Source organism: Sphingomonas sp. FARSPH, assembly GCF_003355005.1.
Classification (GTDB): Bacteria; Pseudomonadota; Alphaproteobacteria; order Sphingomonadales; family Sphingomonadaceae; genus Sphingomonas.
This window is the reverse complement of sequence record NZ_CP029985.1, coordinates 1,262,485-1,277,899: the sequence shown is the minus strand read 5'-3', so window position 1 is coordinate 1,277,899 and position 15,415 is coordinate 1,262,485. Positions and strand designations below refer to the sequence as shown.

15 protein-coding genes are annotated in these 15,415 nt (G+C 68.8%); 9 read left to right on the top strand and 6 right to left on the bottom strand.

The window, feature by feature from the left end; all coding sequences use genetic code 11:
* Positions 1 to 169 precede the first annotated feature (169 nt).
* Entirely contained in the window at positions 170 to 439 is a 270-nt protein-coding gene (locus tag DM480_RS06165) for a GNAT family N-acetyltransferase (RefSeq protein WP_115378052.1), read from the top strand.
* Positions 440 to 459: 20 nt separating this feature from the next.
* On the opposite strand, the gene DM480_RS06160 is transcribed toward DM480_RS06165, so the two are convergent.
* Positions 460 to 2,292, bottom strand: a complete 1,833-nt coding sequence (locus tag DM480_RS06160; RefSeq protein WP_115378051.1) for an ABCB family ABC transporter ATP-binding protein/permease — start codon at positions 2,290 to 2,292, stop codon at positions 460 to 462.
* Between the two features lie 94 nt (positions 2,293 to 2,386).
* Between DM480_RS06160 and DM480_RS06155 the strand changes: the two genes are divergently transcribed.
* On the top strand, positions 2,387 to 2,617 hold the full coding sequence (locus tag DM480_RS06155) for a hypothetical protein (RefSeq protein ID WP_115378050.1): 231 nt from the start codon (positions 2,387 to 2,389) through the stop codon (positions 2,615 to 2,617).
* 180 nt (positions 2,618 to 2,797) lie between these two features.
* Here the strand turns inward: DM480_RS06155 and DM480_RS06150 are convergent, their stop codons facing one another.
* The 5 genes from DM480_RS06150 to crtY form a co-directional block, all read right to left on the bottom strand.
* Positions 2,798 to 3,748, bottom strand: coding sequence for a phytoene/squalene synthase family protein (locus tag DM480_RS06150; RefSeq protein WP_115378049.1), 951 nt, complete (start codon positions 3,746 to 3,748; stop codon positions 2,798 to 2,800).
* The gene (locus DM480_RS06145) at positions 3,745 to 4,326 is read right to left on the bottom strand and encodes a TIGR00730 family Rossman fold protein (RefSeq protein ID WP_115378048.1); all 582 of its coding nucleotides are present in this window, start codon (positions 4,324 to 4,326) and stop codon (positions 3,745 to 3,747) included. The genes DM480_RS06150 and DM480_RS06145 overlap by 4 nt, the downstream gene beginning before the upstream one ends.
* Before the next feature lie 249 nt (positions 4,327 to 4,575).
* On the bottom strand, positions 4,576 to 5,292 hold the full coding sequence (locus tag DM480_RS06140; RefSeq protein ID WP_115378047.1) for an MgtC/SapB family protein: 717 nt from the start codon (positions 5,290 to 5,292) through the stop codon (positions 4,576 to 4,578).
* A 54-nt stretch (positions 5,293 to 5,346) separates the two neighbouring features.
* Positions 5,347 to 6,828: a phytoene desaturase gene (locus DM480_RS06135; protein WP_115378046.1), complete on the bottom strand. Its 1,482-nt coding sequence runs from the start codon at positions 6,826 to 6,828 to the stop codon at positions 5,347 to 5,349.
* Complete coding sequence (gene crtY, locus DM480_RS06130; RefSeq protein ID WP_115378045.1) at positions 6,828 to 7,994, bottom strand: lycopene beta-cyclase CrtY; 1,167 nt, start codon at positions 7,992 to 7,994, stop codon at positions 6,828 to 6,830. Before crtY ends, DM480_RS06135 begins: the two co-directional genes overlap by 1 nt.
* 313 nt (positions 7,995 to 8,307) lie before the next feature.
* Between crtY and DM480_RS06125 the strand changes: the two genes are divergently transcribed.
* The 7 genes from DM480_RS06125 (at position 8,308) to thiC (ending at position 15,395) form a co-directional block, all read left to right on the top strand.
* Positions 8,308 to 8,832, top strand: coding sequence for a GNAT family N-acetyltransferase (locus tag DM480_RS06125; protein WP_115378044.1), 525 nt, complete (start codon positions 8,308 to 8,310; stop codon positions 8,830 to 8,832).
* Between the two features lie 117 nt (positions 8,833 to 8,949).
* A complete protein-coding gene (locus tag DM480_RS06120; protein WP_115378043.1) occupies positions 8,950 to 9,753 on the top strand; it encodes a sterol desaturase family protein in 804 nt (267 codons plus the stop codon).
* Positions 9,668 to 10,108: a DUF2141 domain-containing protein gene (locus tag DM480_RS06115; RefSeq protein WP_232834140.1), complete on the top strand. Its 441-nt coding sequence runs from the start codon at positions 9,668 to 9,670 to the stop codon at positions 10,106 to 10,108. Before DM480_RS06120 ends, DM480_RS06115 begins: the two co-directional genes overlap by 86 nt.
* Before the next feature lie 67 nt (positions 10,109 to 10,175).
* Positions 10,176 to 11,054, top strand: coding sequence for a MipA/OmpV family protein (locus DM480_RS06110; RefSeq protein ID WP_115380908.1), 879 nt, complete (start codon positions 10,176 to 10,178; stop codon positions 11,052 to 11,054).
* A 146-nt stretch (positions 11,055 to 11,200) separates the two neighbouring features.
* A complete protein-coding gene (locus tag DM480_RS06105; protein WP_115378042.1) occupies positions 11,201 to 12,226 on the top strand; it encodes a ferritin-like domain-containing protein in 1,026 nt (341 codons plus the stop codon).
* A gap of 19 nt (positions 12,227 to 12,245) precedes the next feature.
* Complete coding sequence (locus DM480_RS06100; RefSeq protein ID WP_115378041.1) at positions 12,246 to 13,226, top strand: ferritin-like domain-containing protein; 981 nt, start codon at positions 12,246 to 12,248, stop codon at positions 13,224 to 13,226.
* A 261-nt stretch (positions 13,227 to 13,487) separates the two neighbouring features.
* On the top strand, positions 13,488 to 15,395 hold the full coding sequence (gene thiC, locus DM480_RS06095; RefSeq protein WP_115378040.1) for a phosphomethylpyrimidine synthase ThiC: 1,908 nt from the start codon (positions 13,488 to 13,490) through the stop codon (positions 15,393 to 15,395).
* Positions 15,396 to 15,415: the final 20 nt, after the last annotated feature.

Genomic DNA, 15,415 nt, shown 5'->3' with positions numbered 1-15,415 from the left:
TGCGCCGCCGAAACGACTCGTGCCGGCGCGCTCCTGCCGCCGGTGACGGTCGGGAGAGCAGGATGGCGCGCTGTTCGTCGATCGTGTTCGATCGCCCGGGCGGCGTCATCCGGTTGAGCTGCGCCTGACGCATGCGGAGCCCGCGCCGCCGCCGGGCGTTGACGCCGCCATGACCGACGTCATCGACAATCGCGCCGCGCACCGTTTCGAACTCGCCGTCCCGGGCGGCACCGCGATCGCCGCCTACACCCGGCGCGGCGATACGATCGTCTTCACGCATACCGAGGTACCGGCGGCGCTGGAGGGACGGGGGATCGGCAGCCGCCTGATCGCCGGCGCGCTTGCGCAGGTGCGCGCCGCGGGGCTGAAGGTCGTGCCCGCCTGCGCGTTCGTCGCCGCATACCTCAGGCGGCACCCCGATGCGGCGGACGTCGTCTGACGCCAGTCGGGGCCTGACGCCTATTCGGCGGCGAGCGCCTGCGTCCGGCGTTCCTGCGCCTGGCGCGCCCACATTTCGGCATACAGGCCCCCCTGCTGCAACAGCTCGGCATGCGTACCGCTCTCGCGCACGCGGCCGCCGTCCAGCACGACGATACGGTCGGCATGGACGATCGTCGACAGCCGGTGCGCGATGACGATCGTCGTACGCCCGCGCTCGATCGCCTCGAGCGTGCCGAGGATCTCGTCCTCCGTCCGGCTGTCGAGCGCGCTCGTCGCCTCGTCCAGGATCAGGATCGGCGGGTTCTTGAGAAGCGTGCGGGCGATCGCGACGCGCTGCTTCTCGCCGCCCGACAGCTTGAGGCCCCGTTCGCCGACGCGCGTCGCATAGCCGTCGGGCTGGCGATCGATGAACCCGGCGATGGCGGCGCCGCGCGCGGCGGCGGCGACCTCCGCCGCGTCGGCGCCCCCCTCGTCCCCGGCGCGGCCATAGGCGATGTTATAGCCGATCGTGTCGTTGAACAGCACCGTGTCCTGCGGCACGATGCCGATCGCGGCGCGCAAGCTCGCCTGCGTCACGTCGCGTATATCCTGCCCGTCGATCGTGATCCGCCCCCCGCCGATATCGTAGAAGCGATACAGCAGCCGCGCGAGCGTCGACTTGCCCGCGCCCGACGGACCGACCACCGCGACGGTCGCCCCGGCGGGTACGTCGAGGTCGAGGCCATTGAGGATGCCGCGATCCGCATCATAGCCGAACCGCACGCCCTCGAAGCGGACATGCCCGCTGGTCACGACCAGTGGCGCCGCACCGGGCGCGTCGACGACGTCGGCGGGCGTGTCGATCAGCTCGAACATCGCCGCCATGTCGATCACGCCCTGGCGGATCGTGCGATAGACCATGCCGAGCAGGTCGAGCGGCCGGAACAGCTGGCTGAGCAGCGTCGACACCAGCACGACGTCGCCCGACGACGCCTGCCCCTGCGACCAGCGCCACGCGACGAACGCCATGCCGGCGCCCATCATCAGGTTGGTGATCAGCGCCTGGCCGATGTTGAGCCACGCCAGGCTGTTTTCCGACTTGGTCGCCGCCTGCGCATAGGCGGTCACCGCCGCCTCGTACCGGCGCGCCTCGCGCTCTTCGGCGCCGAAATATTTCACCGTCTCGAAATTGAGCAGCGAATCGACCGCATGCGCGACCGCGCCGGTGTCGAGGTCGTTCATCCGCGCGCGCAGCGCGTTGCGCCAGTCGGTGACCATCCGCGTGAAGACGATATAGGCCGCGACCATCGCGATCGTCGCCAGCACCAATTGCCAGCCGAAGCTCTTGCCGAAGATCGATAGTACGAGTGCGAGCTCGAGGATCGTCGGCGCGATGTTGAACAGGATGAAATAGAGCATCGTGTCGATGCTCTTGGTGCCGCGCTCCACCACCTTGGTCACCGCACCGGTGCGCCGTTCGAGGTGGAAGCGCAGCGACAGGCCGTGCAGGTGGCGGAACACCGCGGCGGCCAGACGCCGCGTCGCGTCCTGGCCGACGCGCTCGAACACCGCGTTGCGCAGATTGTCGAACAGCGTCGTGCCGAACCGCGCCGCGGCATAGCCGAAGACGAGCAGCACGATCAGCGTCGTCGCGCTGCGATCGCCCGCGGCCAGCCGGTCGACCGCATATTTCAGCGAATAGGATACGCCGAACACCTGGACGAACTTGCTGACGACGACGAGCAGCATCGCGCCCACGATGCGCGCCTTCAACGCCGTCTGCCCGGCGGGCCAGAGGTAGGGGAGGAAGCGGCGGAGCGTGGGGAGCAGCGGCTGGTCGGCGCGCGTCTGGACGGTGGGATCGGGCGGCATCGCACCTGCATGTAGGATGCGCGCCTCCCTTACGAAAGCGCGGGCGGAACAGAAGGCGGCCCTCGTTGGTTTTTCCCAGCGAGTGGAGGCGGTTATGCAGGCTGTATTCTACGTCATGGCGATCATGGGCTGCGGCGACGGCAACGTCCAGTGCAGCGAGGCTCGGGTCGTCCCGGTGCAATACCATTCCATGGCCGAATGCCGCGCCGCACTGCCGGTCCAGCTGTCGCGCAACACCGACATCGACTTTCCGGAAATCAGTGCGCTGTGCCGCTCGGCGGGCGCGCAGGTCGCCAAGGCGGATACGAAGCCCGCACGGTCATAACGCCGCGCAGCGACGTCGCTCCGAACACTAACAACGCATCACCCCGGACTGGTTCCGGGCTCGACTGTCCCGCAAACGCAAACTGCCGTGCGTACGCGGCGCGGTGGATGCCGGAACACGTCCGGCATAACGGACAAGGATGTCCGCAGAAATCCCGTTCTCGGGCAGAGAGTAGGGCGATTACCGCGGCCGCCGCCACAACCCCGCGGGCCGCGGCGTCTCCGCGATGTCCATCCGTCGCGCCGCCTCGCCTCGCGCGCGCAGGATGAACGCCAGTTTCTCCGCCTTCGACGTCGTCACGCGCCGGTCCCATGCCGCGCTCCCGCGTGCCGCGACCGTCCGTCCGATAGCGCCATAGATATGCGCGGCCGCCAGCACCGCCCATGCCGAGCGCATCGACAGCGCGCGCGTCCCCACTCGTGCGCTCGCCTCGAACGCGGCGCCCGTATCGGTCATCCGCCGCGCCATCGCAACCAGCGCCGGCCGATGCGCGGATGCCATGTAATCGTCGTGCGGCACGCCGAATTCGGCCAGCCAGTCCTGCGGGATGTAGCACCGCCCCGCCGCCGCATCCTCGCTGAGGTCGCGCGCGATATTGGCGAGCTGGAACGCCATCCCCAGGTCGCACGCGCGGTCGAGCACCGCCTCGTCGTCCGGCGCGACGCCCATGATGACCGCCATCATGCACCCGACGACGCCAGCGACGTGGTAGCAATAAAGGTACAGGTCGTCCTCGGTGCGCGGTCGCCACCCATCGCCGTCCAGGCGGAAGCCGGCGATCAGATCGTGCGCGAACCGCGCCGGCAGCCCGGTCTCGGCGGCGACGATGCGCAGCGCGTCGAAGGCGGGGATGCCGATCGTGTGGCCCGCCAGCGCCGCATCGGTCAGCGTCGCCATCGCCGCGATCCGCGCGGGCGCGTCGTCGACGACGGTCATGCCATGGCCGTGGTCCTGCCCGTCGGCGATGTCGTCGCACGCGCGGCACCAAGCATAAAGCAGCCAGGCGCGCTCGCGCGTCGGGCGGTCGAACAACAGGCTTGCGGCGGCGAAGCTCTTCGACCCGCGCGCGATCGACTCGTGCGCGGTCGCGACGATGGCGTCGCGCGAAGGCGCGGCGCCGACGCCGCTCAAAGGTCGCTGTGGCTCATGCGGACGATCGGCTGCGTCGGCACGTGCGCCGCCATGCCGTCCAGCAACCCATCCAGCGTATCGCCAACGATCAGCAGGTCGCGATGCTGCGGGCGCAGGAAGCCGACCTCGCCCATCTTTTCCCAGAACGCGATCAGATGGTCGTAATAACCCGCGGTGTTGAGCAGGCCGACCGGCTTGGCGTGATAGCCCAGCTGCGCCCAGCTCAGCGCCTCCCACAATTCGTCCATCGTGCCGGTGCCGCCGGGGATGGTGACGAAGCCGTCGGACAGGTCGGTGAACGCGGCCTTGCGGCTGTGCATGCCGTCGACGACGTGCAGTTCGGTCAGGCCGCGGTGCGCGACCTCGGCGTCGACCAGCGCCTGGGGGATGACGCCGATCACCGCGCCGCCCGCCGCCAGCGCCCCGTCGGCGACCGCGCCCATCAGCCCCAGCCGCCCGCCGCCGTAGACGACGCCGATGCCACGCTGCGCCAGCGTCGCACCGATCGCGCGCGCGGTGTCGATGTAGAGCGGGTCGGCAGGGGTCGCGGACCCGCAGTAAATGGCAAGGCGCTTCATGCCCCCGGCGCTAGGCGATGGGCGGGCGCGGGGCAAGCGCGACCGCGGCGTGCGACGTCATCGATGGACACCGTCGCGCCTAAGCCCCTTCGTCATCCCCGCGCAGGCGGGGATCCAGACGCGCGGACGGCGGCGGCTCCATCATGGACGTCAGCGTCTCTGGATTCCCGCCTGCGCGGGGATGACGATCGTGGAGGGGCAAACGGCCCTTGATAATGCGCCGCCTTCCAAAGGCCTGTGCATCCCCCCTCAATCGTGCGTCTGTACCTCCCACGTCGCATGGTCGATGCCGTGGTGCGCCGCCAGATGCGCGACGATCGCGTCGAGGTCGGCGTCGATCGCGGCGGTGCTGACCAGGGTCGCGACGATGTCGACATGCTCCGCCGTCCGCTCGACCAGATCGGTGTCCGCGACGGGATAGCGCATCAGTTCCAGGTGATCGACCAGCAGATCGCGCACCGCGGGCGCGCGTTCGGGATCGGTGCTGACCGTCACCGAATAGGTCGCCTCCAGCACGCCCCCGACCAAGGGGATGCGGTTGATCGCATTGACCACCGGGCGCAGCAGCGTGTTGCCCGCGATGACGAAGACGGTCAGCGTCGCGGCCTCTGCCACCATGTCGGTCCCCGCCGCCGCGCCGACCGCGGCGGAGCACCAGAGCGTCGCGGCGGTGTTGAGGCCGCGCACGTTCATCCCCTCCTTCATGATGACGCCCGCGCCGAGGAAGCCGATGCCCGAGACGACATAGGCGATGACGCGGATCGCCTCCGCATTGCCCGCCAGCCGCTGCGACAGGTCGACGAAGGCGGCGGCGCCGAGCGCGACGAGCGCATTGGTGCGCAGCCCCGCGGTCCGCTGGCGATACTGTCGCTCCGCCCCGATCAGCGCGCCGAGGATCAGCGCCGCGGCATAGCTGACAAGCGTGTCGAGATAGGCGTGAAGGTCGAACGTCTGGGTAAAGTGCATAAGGGCCGCCCCGGCAGAACCGCGGCGGCCCTATAGCGGCGGCCGGTCAGCCGGTCACCCCTCCAGCATCAGCGCGGCGGTCGCCTTGGCGCTGCCGACGACGCCGGGGATGCCGGCGCCCGGATGCGTGCCCGCGCCGACGAAGAACAGATTGGGGATCGCATCGTCGCGATTGTGGACGCGGAAATACGCGCTCTGCGTCAGGATCGGCTCCAGGCTGAACGCAGAGCCCATGTGCGCATTGAGGTCGCTCGCGAAATCCGACGGCGCATAGCTGAACTTCGTCACGATCCGTTCGTGGATGTCGGGGATCAGGCGGCGGCCGACCTCGTCGAGGATGCGCTTTTCCAGGATCGGCCCGATCTCGTCCCAGTCGACCGGAAACTTGCCCAGGTGCGACACCGGCGCGAGCGCGTAGAAGGTCGAATGCCCCTCGGGCGCGAGGGCCGGATCGGTGACGGTCGGATGGTGCAGGTAGAGCGAGAAATCCTCCGCCAGCACGCCATGGTCGTAAATGTCCTCCAGCAGGCCCTTATAGCGCGGGCCGAACAGGATCATGTGGTGCGGGATGCCCGGCCACGTGCCCTTGATGCCGAAATGGACGACGAACAGCGACGGCGAATAGCGTTTGCGCTCCAGCCGCGCGCGCGTGCGCTGCGCGCTGCGCGAGGTGGCGAGCAGGTCGCGATAGCTGTGCATGATGTCGGCATTGCATGCGACCGCATCGGTGTCGCTGCGCCAGCCGCTCGCGCAGGCGACCCCCGTCGCGCGGTCGCCCAGCGTCTCGATCTGCACGACCGGATCGCCCAGGCGCAGCGTGCCGCCGATCCGCTCGAAATGCGACACCAGCCCTGCGACCAGCCGGTTGGTGCCGCCGCGGGCGAACCAGACGCCGCCGTCACGCTCCAATTTGTGGATCAACGCGTAGATCGCGCTGGTCGTCATCGGATTGCCGCCGACGAGCAGGGTGTGGAAGCTCAGCGCCTGGCGCAGCCGTTCGTCGCTGACGAACTTCGACACGATCGAATAGACCGATCGCCACGCCTGGTATTTCGCCAGCGCGGGCGCCGCCTTCACCATCGACGCGAAGTCGAGGAAGGCGACATGGCCGAGCTTTTCATACCCCTCGTGATAGACGCCCGCGGCGTAATCGAGGAAATGCGCATAGCCCGCGACGTCCGCCGGGTTGAGGCGCGCGATCTCCTGCTTCAGCGCGACGTCGTCGTTCGAATAGTCGAAATTGGTGCCGTCGGGCCAGTTCAGCCGGTAGAAGGGCGTCACCGGCTCCAGCGCCACGTCGTCGGCGATGTCGCGCCCGGTCAGCGCCCACAATTCGGCAAGGCAGGCGGGATCGGTGATGACGGTCGGCCCCGCGTCGAAGGTGAAGCCATCCTTCTCCCAAAAATAGGCGCGGCCGCCCGGCTTGTCGCGCGCCTCGACGATCGTCGTCTCGACGCCCGCGGATTGCAGCCGGATGGCGAGCGCGAGCCCGCCGAAACCCGATCCGACGACGATGGCGCGGCGCGGCTTGGCCATCAGCGCGCGCCCCCCGCGAGCGCGCGCACCGCGCGTGCGATCGGCACCGGCGGCTTGCCGATCAATACCCTGGCCTTGTCCATCATCGTCGAACGTCCCGCATAGAATCGGCCGATCAGGCCCGCATCGAGCCGGTAGAAGCGCTCCAGCACGCGGTAGCGTTCCTCCGGTTCTGCCGCCCGAAACAGCATCGCGTCGAGCATGCGGTAGAAGCCGCGCGAACGCCAGACGGCCTTTGCGTGGCCGTATGTCGTCGCGTGCAGCGCCGCGCCCGACAGGTCGCGCGTCGCCGCGAGCAGCGCCGCGGTACGCACCGCATCGGGCAGCGAATAGCCCGTCGTCGGGTGGAACAGGCCGGCGCGCATGCCGACCTTCGCCACCCCCGCGCCGCCCGATCGCCAATAAGCGTCGAAATCGCCGCCGATCGCGACGGGCAGCACCCCCGTCTCCTCATGCGCGCCGCCGTCGTTGCCGTGCCAGCCGCGCTGCGTCGCATAAGCGTCGATCCGGCCGCGGATCACCGGCACGTCGAGGTCGGGCGTGTCGCTGTAATAGGTATCCTCGACGAACATCCGCGTCGCGGAGAAGGGCAGGCAATAGACGAACCGGTATCCGTCGATCTGCGTGACGGTCGCGTCCATCACCGTCGGGCGTTCGATCCCGTGCGGTTCGGACAGGTCGAGGGCGCGCCCGACGAACTTCTGCCAGCCGAGGTCGAGGCACGTGAGGTCGCCCGGCCCCCGCGCGTCGATGACGCCGCGCGCCTCCACCCGGTCGCCGTCGGCGAGCACGACCGCGGTGGCGGAACAGGCGAGCACGCGCCGCCCGGTCATCACCGCGTGTGCGGGCAACCGTTCGCGCACCACCGCGTCCAGCCGGTCGCTGGTGATCGAATAATAGGTCGCATCCAGCGTGCGGGCATGCGCCGGAAAGGCGATGTCGTACGCACGCCACGCATGGACGACGAGCGGCGCGAGCAACGCGCGGTCGGCGTCCGCGACGTCGCTGCCGAAGAACGACCAGACGTGATTGCCGCCCAGGCTCGCCGCGCCCTCGACCAGCCGCACGTCGATGCCGGGATGCTTCGCCGCCAGCGCCATCGCGGTCAGCGACCCCGCCAGTCCGCCGCCGACGATCGCCACGTCGCAAGGGATCGTCCTACCCATCGATGCCGCGCCTAGCCCAAGAATGGCGGGGCGAGAACCGCCTTATCGTGCAGTGTCGCCACCGCCGTCGTCATCCACGGCACGAACGATAGCGGTGCGGCGAACACAGGCGTTGCAAAAGGGGGCGTTGCACGGGGGGACGTGGCGGGTTCCCGCACATTCCCCATCATGCCGGGCTCGTTCCGGCATGACGAACATGGCGGGCCATCCGGAAACGTTCGAGCCACCGCAGGCCGCCGCTTCCCCATCCCCGCCCTCGCGGCGTCCCCCAAGACGCTCGACACACGCAGGCTGCCGGCGCATCGTCCGCGGCATGCCCCCCGCCTTTACCCATGCGCCGACCTTGTCGACCGACCGCCTCGTCCTCGACGCGCACCGGCCGGACGATCTCGACGCGCTCGCCGTCCTGTGGGCGAACCCGGCGGTCTACGGCCCGATCGGCGTCGCGGCGCGATCGCGCGAGGAGGTGTGGATACGCCTGTTGCGCCACGTCGGCACTTGGGCGACCTTTGGCTACGGATCATGGGTGGTGCGCGAGGCGGCCGGCGGGCCCGCGATCGGCGAGATCGGCCTGATCGAGGCGCGCCGCGCGCTCGACCCGCCGCTGACGCTGCCGGAAATGGGCTGGATGCTCGGCCCCGCCGCACACGGTCGCGGGCTGGCGCACGAGGCGATGACCGCGGCGCTCGCGTGGAGCGCGGCGCACGGCATCGCGCGCACCACCTGCATCATCGGCACCGACAACGCCCCCTCGCTGCGCCTCGCAAAGCGGCTGGGCTATGCGCCGGTGCGCGAGGCGCCGTATCACGGCAAGACGGTGGTCGTGCTGGAACGGTGACGGAGGCGGCGCGGATATGACGCCGTAGCGCGATCGTCTTCACCCATAGCCCGCACGGGTCCACCCCGCACCCAGGGCGCGACTTCGCCGCCCGAATCCGCTACATGCCGTCCCGCCATGATCGTGCTGCTTCTCTCCGCCCTGGCGATGACCGCGATCGTCGGCGTCCGGTATCTGCTCGTCTCCGGCGCATTCGCCGCCGCGACGCGCCTGCGTCATCCCGGCCTTTACCGCGGGCTCGATGCGCAGATGCGGCGCGAGGTGGGCTGGAGCCTCGCGTCCGCCGCGATCTACGGCATTCCCGCCGGCATCCTCGCCTGGGGGTGGCAGCATCACGGCTGGACGCGCGTCTATGCCGACGTCCACGCCTGGCCGCTCTGGTATCTGCCCGTCTCGGTGCTGCTCTACCTCGTCCTCCACGACACGTGGTTCTATTGGACGCATCGCTGGATGCACCGACCGGACATCTTTCGTATCGCGCATGCGGTGCATCACGACAGCCGCCCGCCGACCGCCTGGGCGGCGATGGCCTTCCATCCGATCGAGGCGGTGACCGGCGCTGTGGCCATTCCGCTACTGGTCCTCGCAATTCCGATCCATGTCGCCGCTTTGGGGTTCGTCCTTACCGTCATGACGGTTATGGGGGTAACCAATCACATGGGTTGGGAAATCTTCCCCCGATTCCTGTGGTATGGGCGGCTGGGGGGCTGGCTCATCACCGCAAGTCACCACCAGCGCCACCATGAGCAATATGGGTGCAATTATGGTCTCTACTTCCGCTTCTGGGATCGCCTGTGCGGCACCGACCGCGGTCTCGGCGATTTCGCGCGGGCGCATGCCAAAGCGGCGCGTCGCGGCGACGCTGGGCCTCGCGACGGGGGTGGTGATGCTGCTCGGCGCGGCGCCGGTCGCGCGGCTTGACGTCGGCGTCGAGCAGGTCCGCTCCGCCAAGGGCATGCTGCGCGTCTGCCTGACCGCGGATCCGGACAATTTTCCGGCCTGCATCGACGATGCCGATGCGGTGACGCGGTCGATCCCCGCAGGCACGCACGGCCTGTCGTTCGCGGGCCTGCCGCGCGGCAGCTATGCGATCGCGGTGATCCACGACGAAAACGGCAATGCGAAGCTCGACACCTTTGCCGGCATCCCGCGCGAAGGCTTTGGATTTTCGCGCAATCCGCCGATCCGCTTCGGTCCGCCGCACTTCGCCGCCGCCCGCTTCACGATCGCGGGTGATGCAGATCGGCAACAGATTCGGATGCGGTACATCCTCTGACCTTCCTCGCCGGATCGTTAGCGTGAACGGGGCGTTGCGGGACCGTAACAGGTTGGAGCTTTATCCCGTGTGCCGTACGTTTCTTGCGCCGCTGGCGGTTTCCCTCGCCCTGATCGCCACCCCCGCGGCGGCGCAGGTCGCCACACCCGATGCCGGCGGGACGCAGAAGCCGGCCGCCGATCTGGACGTCAACCGCGACAGCATCACGATCGGCCTGGGCGCGGCCTATCTGCCCGATTACGAAGGGTCGAACGACTACAGCTTCTCGCCTGCGCCCGGTGCGATCGGCACGGTGAAGGGCCACGACTTCGTGCTGGCGGGCAATCGCGTCAGCTTCGATCTGATCCCCAACCGCACCGACAACGGCATCGAGTTGCAGGCGGGGCCGATCGCGGTGCTCAACCTCAATCGCGCGACGACCAAGGGCATCGACGATCCGCGCATCCGCGCGCTGGGCAAGGTCGGCACCGCGGTCGAGCTGGGCGGCTATGTCGGCGTCGGCAAGACCGGCATCGTCACCAGCCCCTATGACCGGTTGTCGGTGTCGCTCAGCTATCGCCACGACGTCGCCGGCGCGTCCGACGGCGGCATCTGGCAGCCGTCGATCAACTATTTCACCCCGCTCAGCCTGAAGGCGGCGGTGGGCCTGTTCGCGACCGCCGAACATGCCGACGGCAACTATGCGCGCAGCTATTTCGGCATCACCCCGGCACAGAGCGTCGCGAGCGGACTTGCCGCCTACAATCCGCGCGGCGGGTGGAAGGACTGGAACGTCGGCGCGCTCGGCACCTATGCGCTGACCGGCAATCTGTTGCACGGCTTCAAGCTGGTCGGCGGCGTCACCTATGGCCGGCTGCTCAATGATTTCGGCGACAGCCCCGTGGTCAGTGTCGCCGGCTCGCGGACGCAATGGCTCGGTGCGCTTGGCGTCGCCTATACCTTCTGACAGGCAGCATGGGCCCCCGGGACGGCGGTTCGGGCCGGTGGCAACACGGGTGAAACGCACACGGGCTTGACGCGCGGCCCCCGATGCGGAACGGCTGGCGGCCCATGCGGGGCCGGGCCTCGCGCGTGAAGGGGAGATCCCGAGTAATGACCGACAGCCTGGATATGACCGCGGCCCTCGAGGCGCGCGCCCGGCGGCGCGACGATCGCCGCGGCTTCTTCAAGACCGCGCTGGGCGCGGCTGCGGTCGGCGTGGCCGGCGCGGCGACGCTCGGCCTGTCCGGCGAGGCGGCGGCGCAGAGCGCGACGGTGACCGACGCGGACGTGCTCAACTTCGCGCTCAACCTCGAATATCTCGAGGCGCAATTTTACAGCTACGCGGTGAACGGCGTCGGCCTGTCGAACAGCCTGTTGACCGGTACGGGCACGCAGGGCGCGGCGACCGGCGCGCGCGCGGTCAATTTCGGCGGCGACGCGACCGTCAGCGCGAGCGATGCGGCGATCATCGGCAATTTCGCGCGCGAGATCGCGGCGGACGAGGCGGCGCACGTCGCCTTTCTGCGTTCCGCGCTCGGCACCTCGGCGATCGCGCAGCCGACGATCGACTTGTCGGTCGGCCCCAACAGCGCCTTTTCGAAGGCGGCGGCGGCGGCCGGTCTGATCGCGGCGGGCGGTACCTTCGACCCGTATGCCAGCGTCCAGAACTTCCTCTACGCGGCCTTCCTGTTCGAGGACGTCGGCGTCACCGCCTACAAGGGTGCGTCGACCTTGCTCACCAGCAAGGTCTATCTCGAAGCGGCGGCGGGCATCCTCGCGGCGGAGGCGTATCACGCCGCGATCGTGCGCGAGGAACTGTATCGCCTCGGCCTCAGCAATGCGGCGATCATCACCCAGATCGGCCAGATCAGCGACGCGCGCGACGCGCTCGACGGCCAGACCGATATCGACCAGGGGATCGCCGAAACCACGACGACGATCACCAACGCCGACAATACGACGACGACGCTGCAGGTCGCGCACATCGTGCCCGCCGACGCCAACGCCATCGCCTACTCGCGTACCCCCGGCCAGGTGCTCAACATCGCCTATCTGACCAGCGCGCAGGCGACGTCCGGCGGGTTCTTCCCGAACGGCGTCAACGGCAACGTCAAGCAAAGCGCGGCTTCGGCCTGATCCAAGCGGAGTATCGTTCATGACCGACTTTTCGAGCCATCAGGTCGTCGATGCGATCGCTGCGCGCCGCGCCGAACGCCGGGCCTTCCTGCGCTATGCCGGCGGTGCCGCCGCGGCGAGCGGCGGCCTTGCGCTGCTCTCCGCGTGCGGAGGCAGCAACACGGGCAACACGCCGACGCCGACGCCCAGCGCATCGGCGACCGACCTGACCGGCGATTTCACCGTCCTCAACTTCGCGCTCAACCTCGAATATCTCGAGGCGCAATTCTACAGCTATGCCGCTTATGGCACCGGCCTGTCGGCGGGCCTGACCGGCGGCATCGGCACGCCGGGCGCGGTGACCGGCGGCGCGAAGGCGACGCTGAGCGACACGGTCGCCAAATATGCGCGCGAGATCGCGGCGGACGAGGCGGCGCACGTCGGCTTCCTGCGCGCGACGATCGGCGCGTCCGCGGTGGCGATGCCCGCGATCAACATCGGCGGCGATGCGACGGGCGCGTTCACCGCGGCGGCGGTCGCCGCGGGGCTGATCGCGCAGGGGCAGACGTTCAACCCCTATGCCAGCGATGTGAATTTCCTGCTCGCCGCCTTCCTGCTCGAGGACGTCGGCGTCACCGCGTACAAGGGCGCGGCGCCCCTCCTCCAGACCAAGGTCTATATCGAGGCGGCGGCCGGCATCCTTGCGACCGAGGCGTATCACGCGGGCCTCGTGCGCACGTTGCTCTACCGCCAGGGCGTGTCGACCAACGCGATCTTCGGCCAGGTTCAGCAGATCAGCGACGCGCGCGACAGCCTGGACGGCACGACCGACCTCGACCAGGGCATCGGCAACGCGACGACCGCGAACATCGTCCCCACCGATACGGACGGCGTCACCTTCAGCCGCTCGACCGGCCAGGTGCTCAACATCGCCTATCTGAACAAGGCGCAGGTGAAGTCGGGCGGCTTCTTCCCCAGCGGCGTGAATGGCGCGATCTTCTCGTCCGCCGCCAGCGGCTGAGCCGGCCGCCACCGCCGACGAAACGGGCCGTTCCCCTTGCGGGGGCGGCCCTTTTCATTTGGCGGCGCGACCAATGGCGCGTACACAGGGGGCATCCCCGGGGGAGCGCCGTGCCGCGCTTGAGAGGGAGGCAGGAGCCTCCGACCCGCCGAACCTGATCCGGCTGACACCGGCGTAGGGAGGGCGCAGATGCCAGACAGCCGGTCCGGGCGACCGGCGTGCATCGAAGCCGCTCCTTGCGATAGCAAGGAGTTTCCCACCATGGCCGACATCCCCGCCCGCACCGAGCTCAAGGTCACCACCGGCCCGATCCGCGGTTCCCGGAAAATCCACGTCGGCCCCTTGGGTGTGGCGATGCGCGCGATCGATCTCGATCCCTCGTCGGGCGAACCGCCGCTCAACGTCTACGACACGTCGGGGCCGTACAGCGATCCGCAGGCGCGCATCGACATCATGGCCGGCCTGCCGCAGCTGCGCCGCCAGTGGATCGAGGCACGCGGCGACGTCGAGAGCTACGACGCGCGCGAGGTCCGCCCCGAAGACAACGGCCAGCTCGGCCCCGACCGCTCGGGCGGCGTCCCGCAATTCCCCAACACCGTCCGCCGTCCCTTGCGCGCGCGTGCCGGCCAGAACGTCAGCCAGATGCACTATGCCCGCCGCGGCATCATCACGCCCGAGATGGAATATGTCGCGACCCGCGAGAATCTCGGCCGCGAGATGCTGCGCGAATACCAGCGCGACGGCGAGAGCTTCGGCGCCGCCATCCCCGACTATGTGACGCCCGAATTCGTCCGCGACGAGGTCGCCCGCGGCCGCGCGATCATCCCCAACAACGTCAACCATCCCGAATCCGAACCGATGGCGATCGGCCGCAACTTCCTCGTGAAGATCAACGCCAACATCGGCAACAGCGCGGTCGCCAGCAACGTCGCCTCCGAAGTCGACAAGCTCGTCTGGTCGATCCGCTGGGGTGCGGACACGGTCATGGACCTGTCGACGGGGCGCAACATCCACGACACCCGCGAATGGATCATCCGCAACAGCCCGGTGCCGATCGGCACCGTGCCGATCTACCAGGCGCTCGAAAAGGTCGGCGGCATCGCCGAGGACCTGACGTGGGAGATCTTCCGCGACACGCTGATCGAACAGGCCGAACAGGGCGTCGACTATTTCACCATCCACGCCGGCGTCCGGCTGCCCTACATCCCGATGACGGCGAAGCGCGTCACCGGCATCGTGTCGCGCGGCGGCAGCATCATGGCGAAATGGTGCCTCGCGCATCACAAGGAAAGCTTCCTCTACGAACGCTTTGATGAGATCACCGAGATCATGAAGGCGTATGACATCGCCTACAGCCTCGGCGACGGCCTGCGCCCCGGCTCGATCGCCGACGCCAACGACGAAGCGCAGTTCAGCGAGCTCTACACCTTGGGCGAGCTCACCCACCGCGCCTGGGCGCAGGACGTCCAGGTCATGATCGAAGGCCCCGGCCACGTGCCGATGCACAAGATCAAGCAGAACATGGACAAACAGCTCGAGGTGTGTGGAGAGGCGCCGTTCTACACGCTCGGGCCGCTCACCACCGACATCGCCCCCGGCTACGACCACATCACCAGCGGCATCGGTGCCGCGATGATCGGCTGGTACGGCACCGCGATGCTCTGCTACGTCACGCCCAAGGAGCACCTCGGCCTGCCCGACCGCGACGACGTGAAGGTCGGCGTGGTGACCTACAAGCTCGCCGCCCACGCCGCCGACCTCGCCAAGGGCCACCCCGCCGCCAAGATGCGCGACGACGCGCTGAGCCGCGCCCGCTTCGAATTCCGCTGGCGCGACCAGTTCAACCTGTCGTTGGACCCCGAGACGGCCGAACAATACCACGACCAGACGCTCCCCGCGGAAGGCGCCAAGACCGCCCACTTCTGCTCGATGTGCGGCCCGAAGTTCTGCAGCATGAAGATCACGCAGGAAGTGCGGGATTTCGCGGCGAAGCAGAACGCCGGCATCGACACCTTCCTCAATTCCTCCCCGCTCCGCGGGGAGGGGAACCATGCGCAGCATGGTGGAGGGGCAGTCCCTAGCGAGACGGACGCCGAAGCCGGCATGGCGGAGATGAGCGAGAAGTTCCGCGAGAAGGGCGGAGAGGTTTACCTGCCGGCGGCAGAGTGACACACTAGCGGAGTGCGGCG

Coding starts and splice junctions, on each gene's coding strand:
- DM480_RS06105 (WP_115378042.1), top strand. CDS start 11,201: ATGACCGACAGCCTGGATATGACCGCGGCCCTCGAGGCGCGCGCCCGG.
- DM480_RS06100 (WP_115378041.1), top strand. CDS start 12,246: ATGACCGACTTTTCGAGCCATCAGGTCGTCGATGCGATCGCTGCGCGC.
- DM480_RS06125 (WP_115378044.1), top strand. CDS start 8,308: ATGCCCCCCGCCTTTACCCATGCGCCGACCTTGTCGACCGACCGCCTC.
- DM480_RS06115 (WP_232834140.1), top strand. CDS start 9,668: ATGCCAAAGCGGCGCGTCGCGGCGACGCTGGGCCTCGCGACGGGGGTG.
- DM480_RS06155 (WP_115378050.1), top strand. CDS start 2,387: ATGCAGGCTGTATTCTACGTCATGGCGATCATGGGCTGCGGCGACGGC.
- thiC (WP_115378040.1), top strand. CDS start 13,488: ATGGCCGACATCCCCGCCCGCACCGAGCTCAAGGTCACCACCGGCCCG.
- crtY (WP_115378045.1), bottom strand. CDS start 7,994: ATGGGTAGGACGATCCCTTGCGACGTGGCGATCGTCGGCGGCGGACTG.
- DM480_RS06165 (WP_115378052.1), top strand. CDS start 170: ATGACCGACGTCATCGACAATCGCGCCGCGCACCGTTTCGAACTCGCC.
- DM480_RS06135 (WP_115378046.1), bottom strand. CDS start 6,828: ATGGCCAAGCCGCGCCGCGCCATCGTCGTCGGATCGGGTTTCGGCGGG.
- DM480_RS06160 (WP_115378051.1), bottom strand. CDS start 2,292: ATGCCGCCCGATCCCACCGTCCAGACGCGCGCCGACCAGCCGCTGCTC.
- DM480_RS06120 (WP_115378043.1), top strand. CDS start 8,950: ATGATCGTGCTGCTTCTCTCCGCCCTGGCGATGACCGCGATCGTCGGC.
- DM480_RS06140 (WP_115378047.1), bottom strand. CDS start 5,292: ATGCACTTTACCCAGACGTTCGACCTTCACGCCTATCTCGACACGCTT.
- DM480_RS06145 (WP_115378048.1), bottom strand. CDS start 4,326: ATGAAGCGCCTTGCCATTTACTGCGGGTCCGCGACCCCTGCCGACCCG.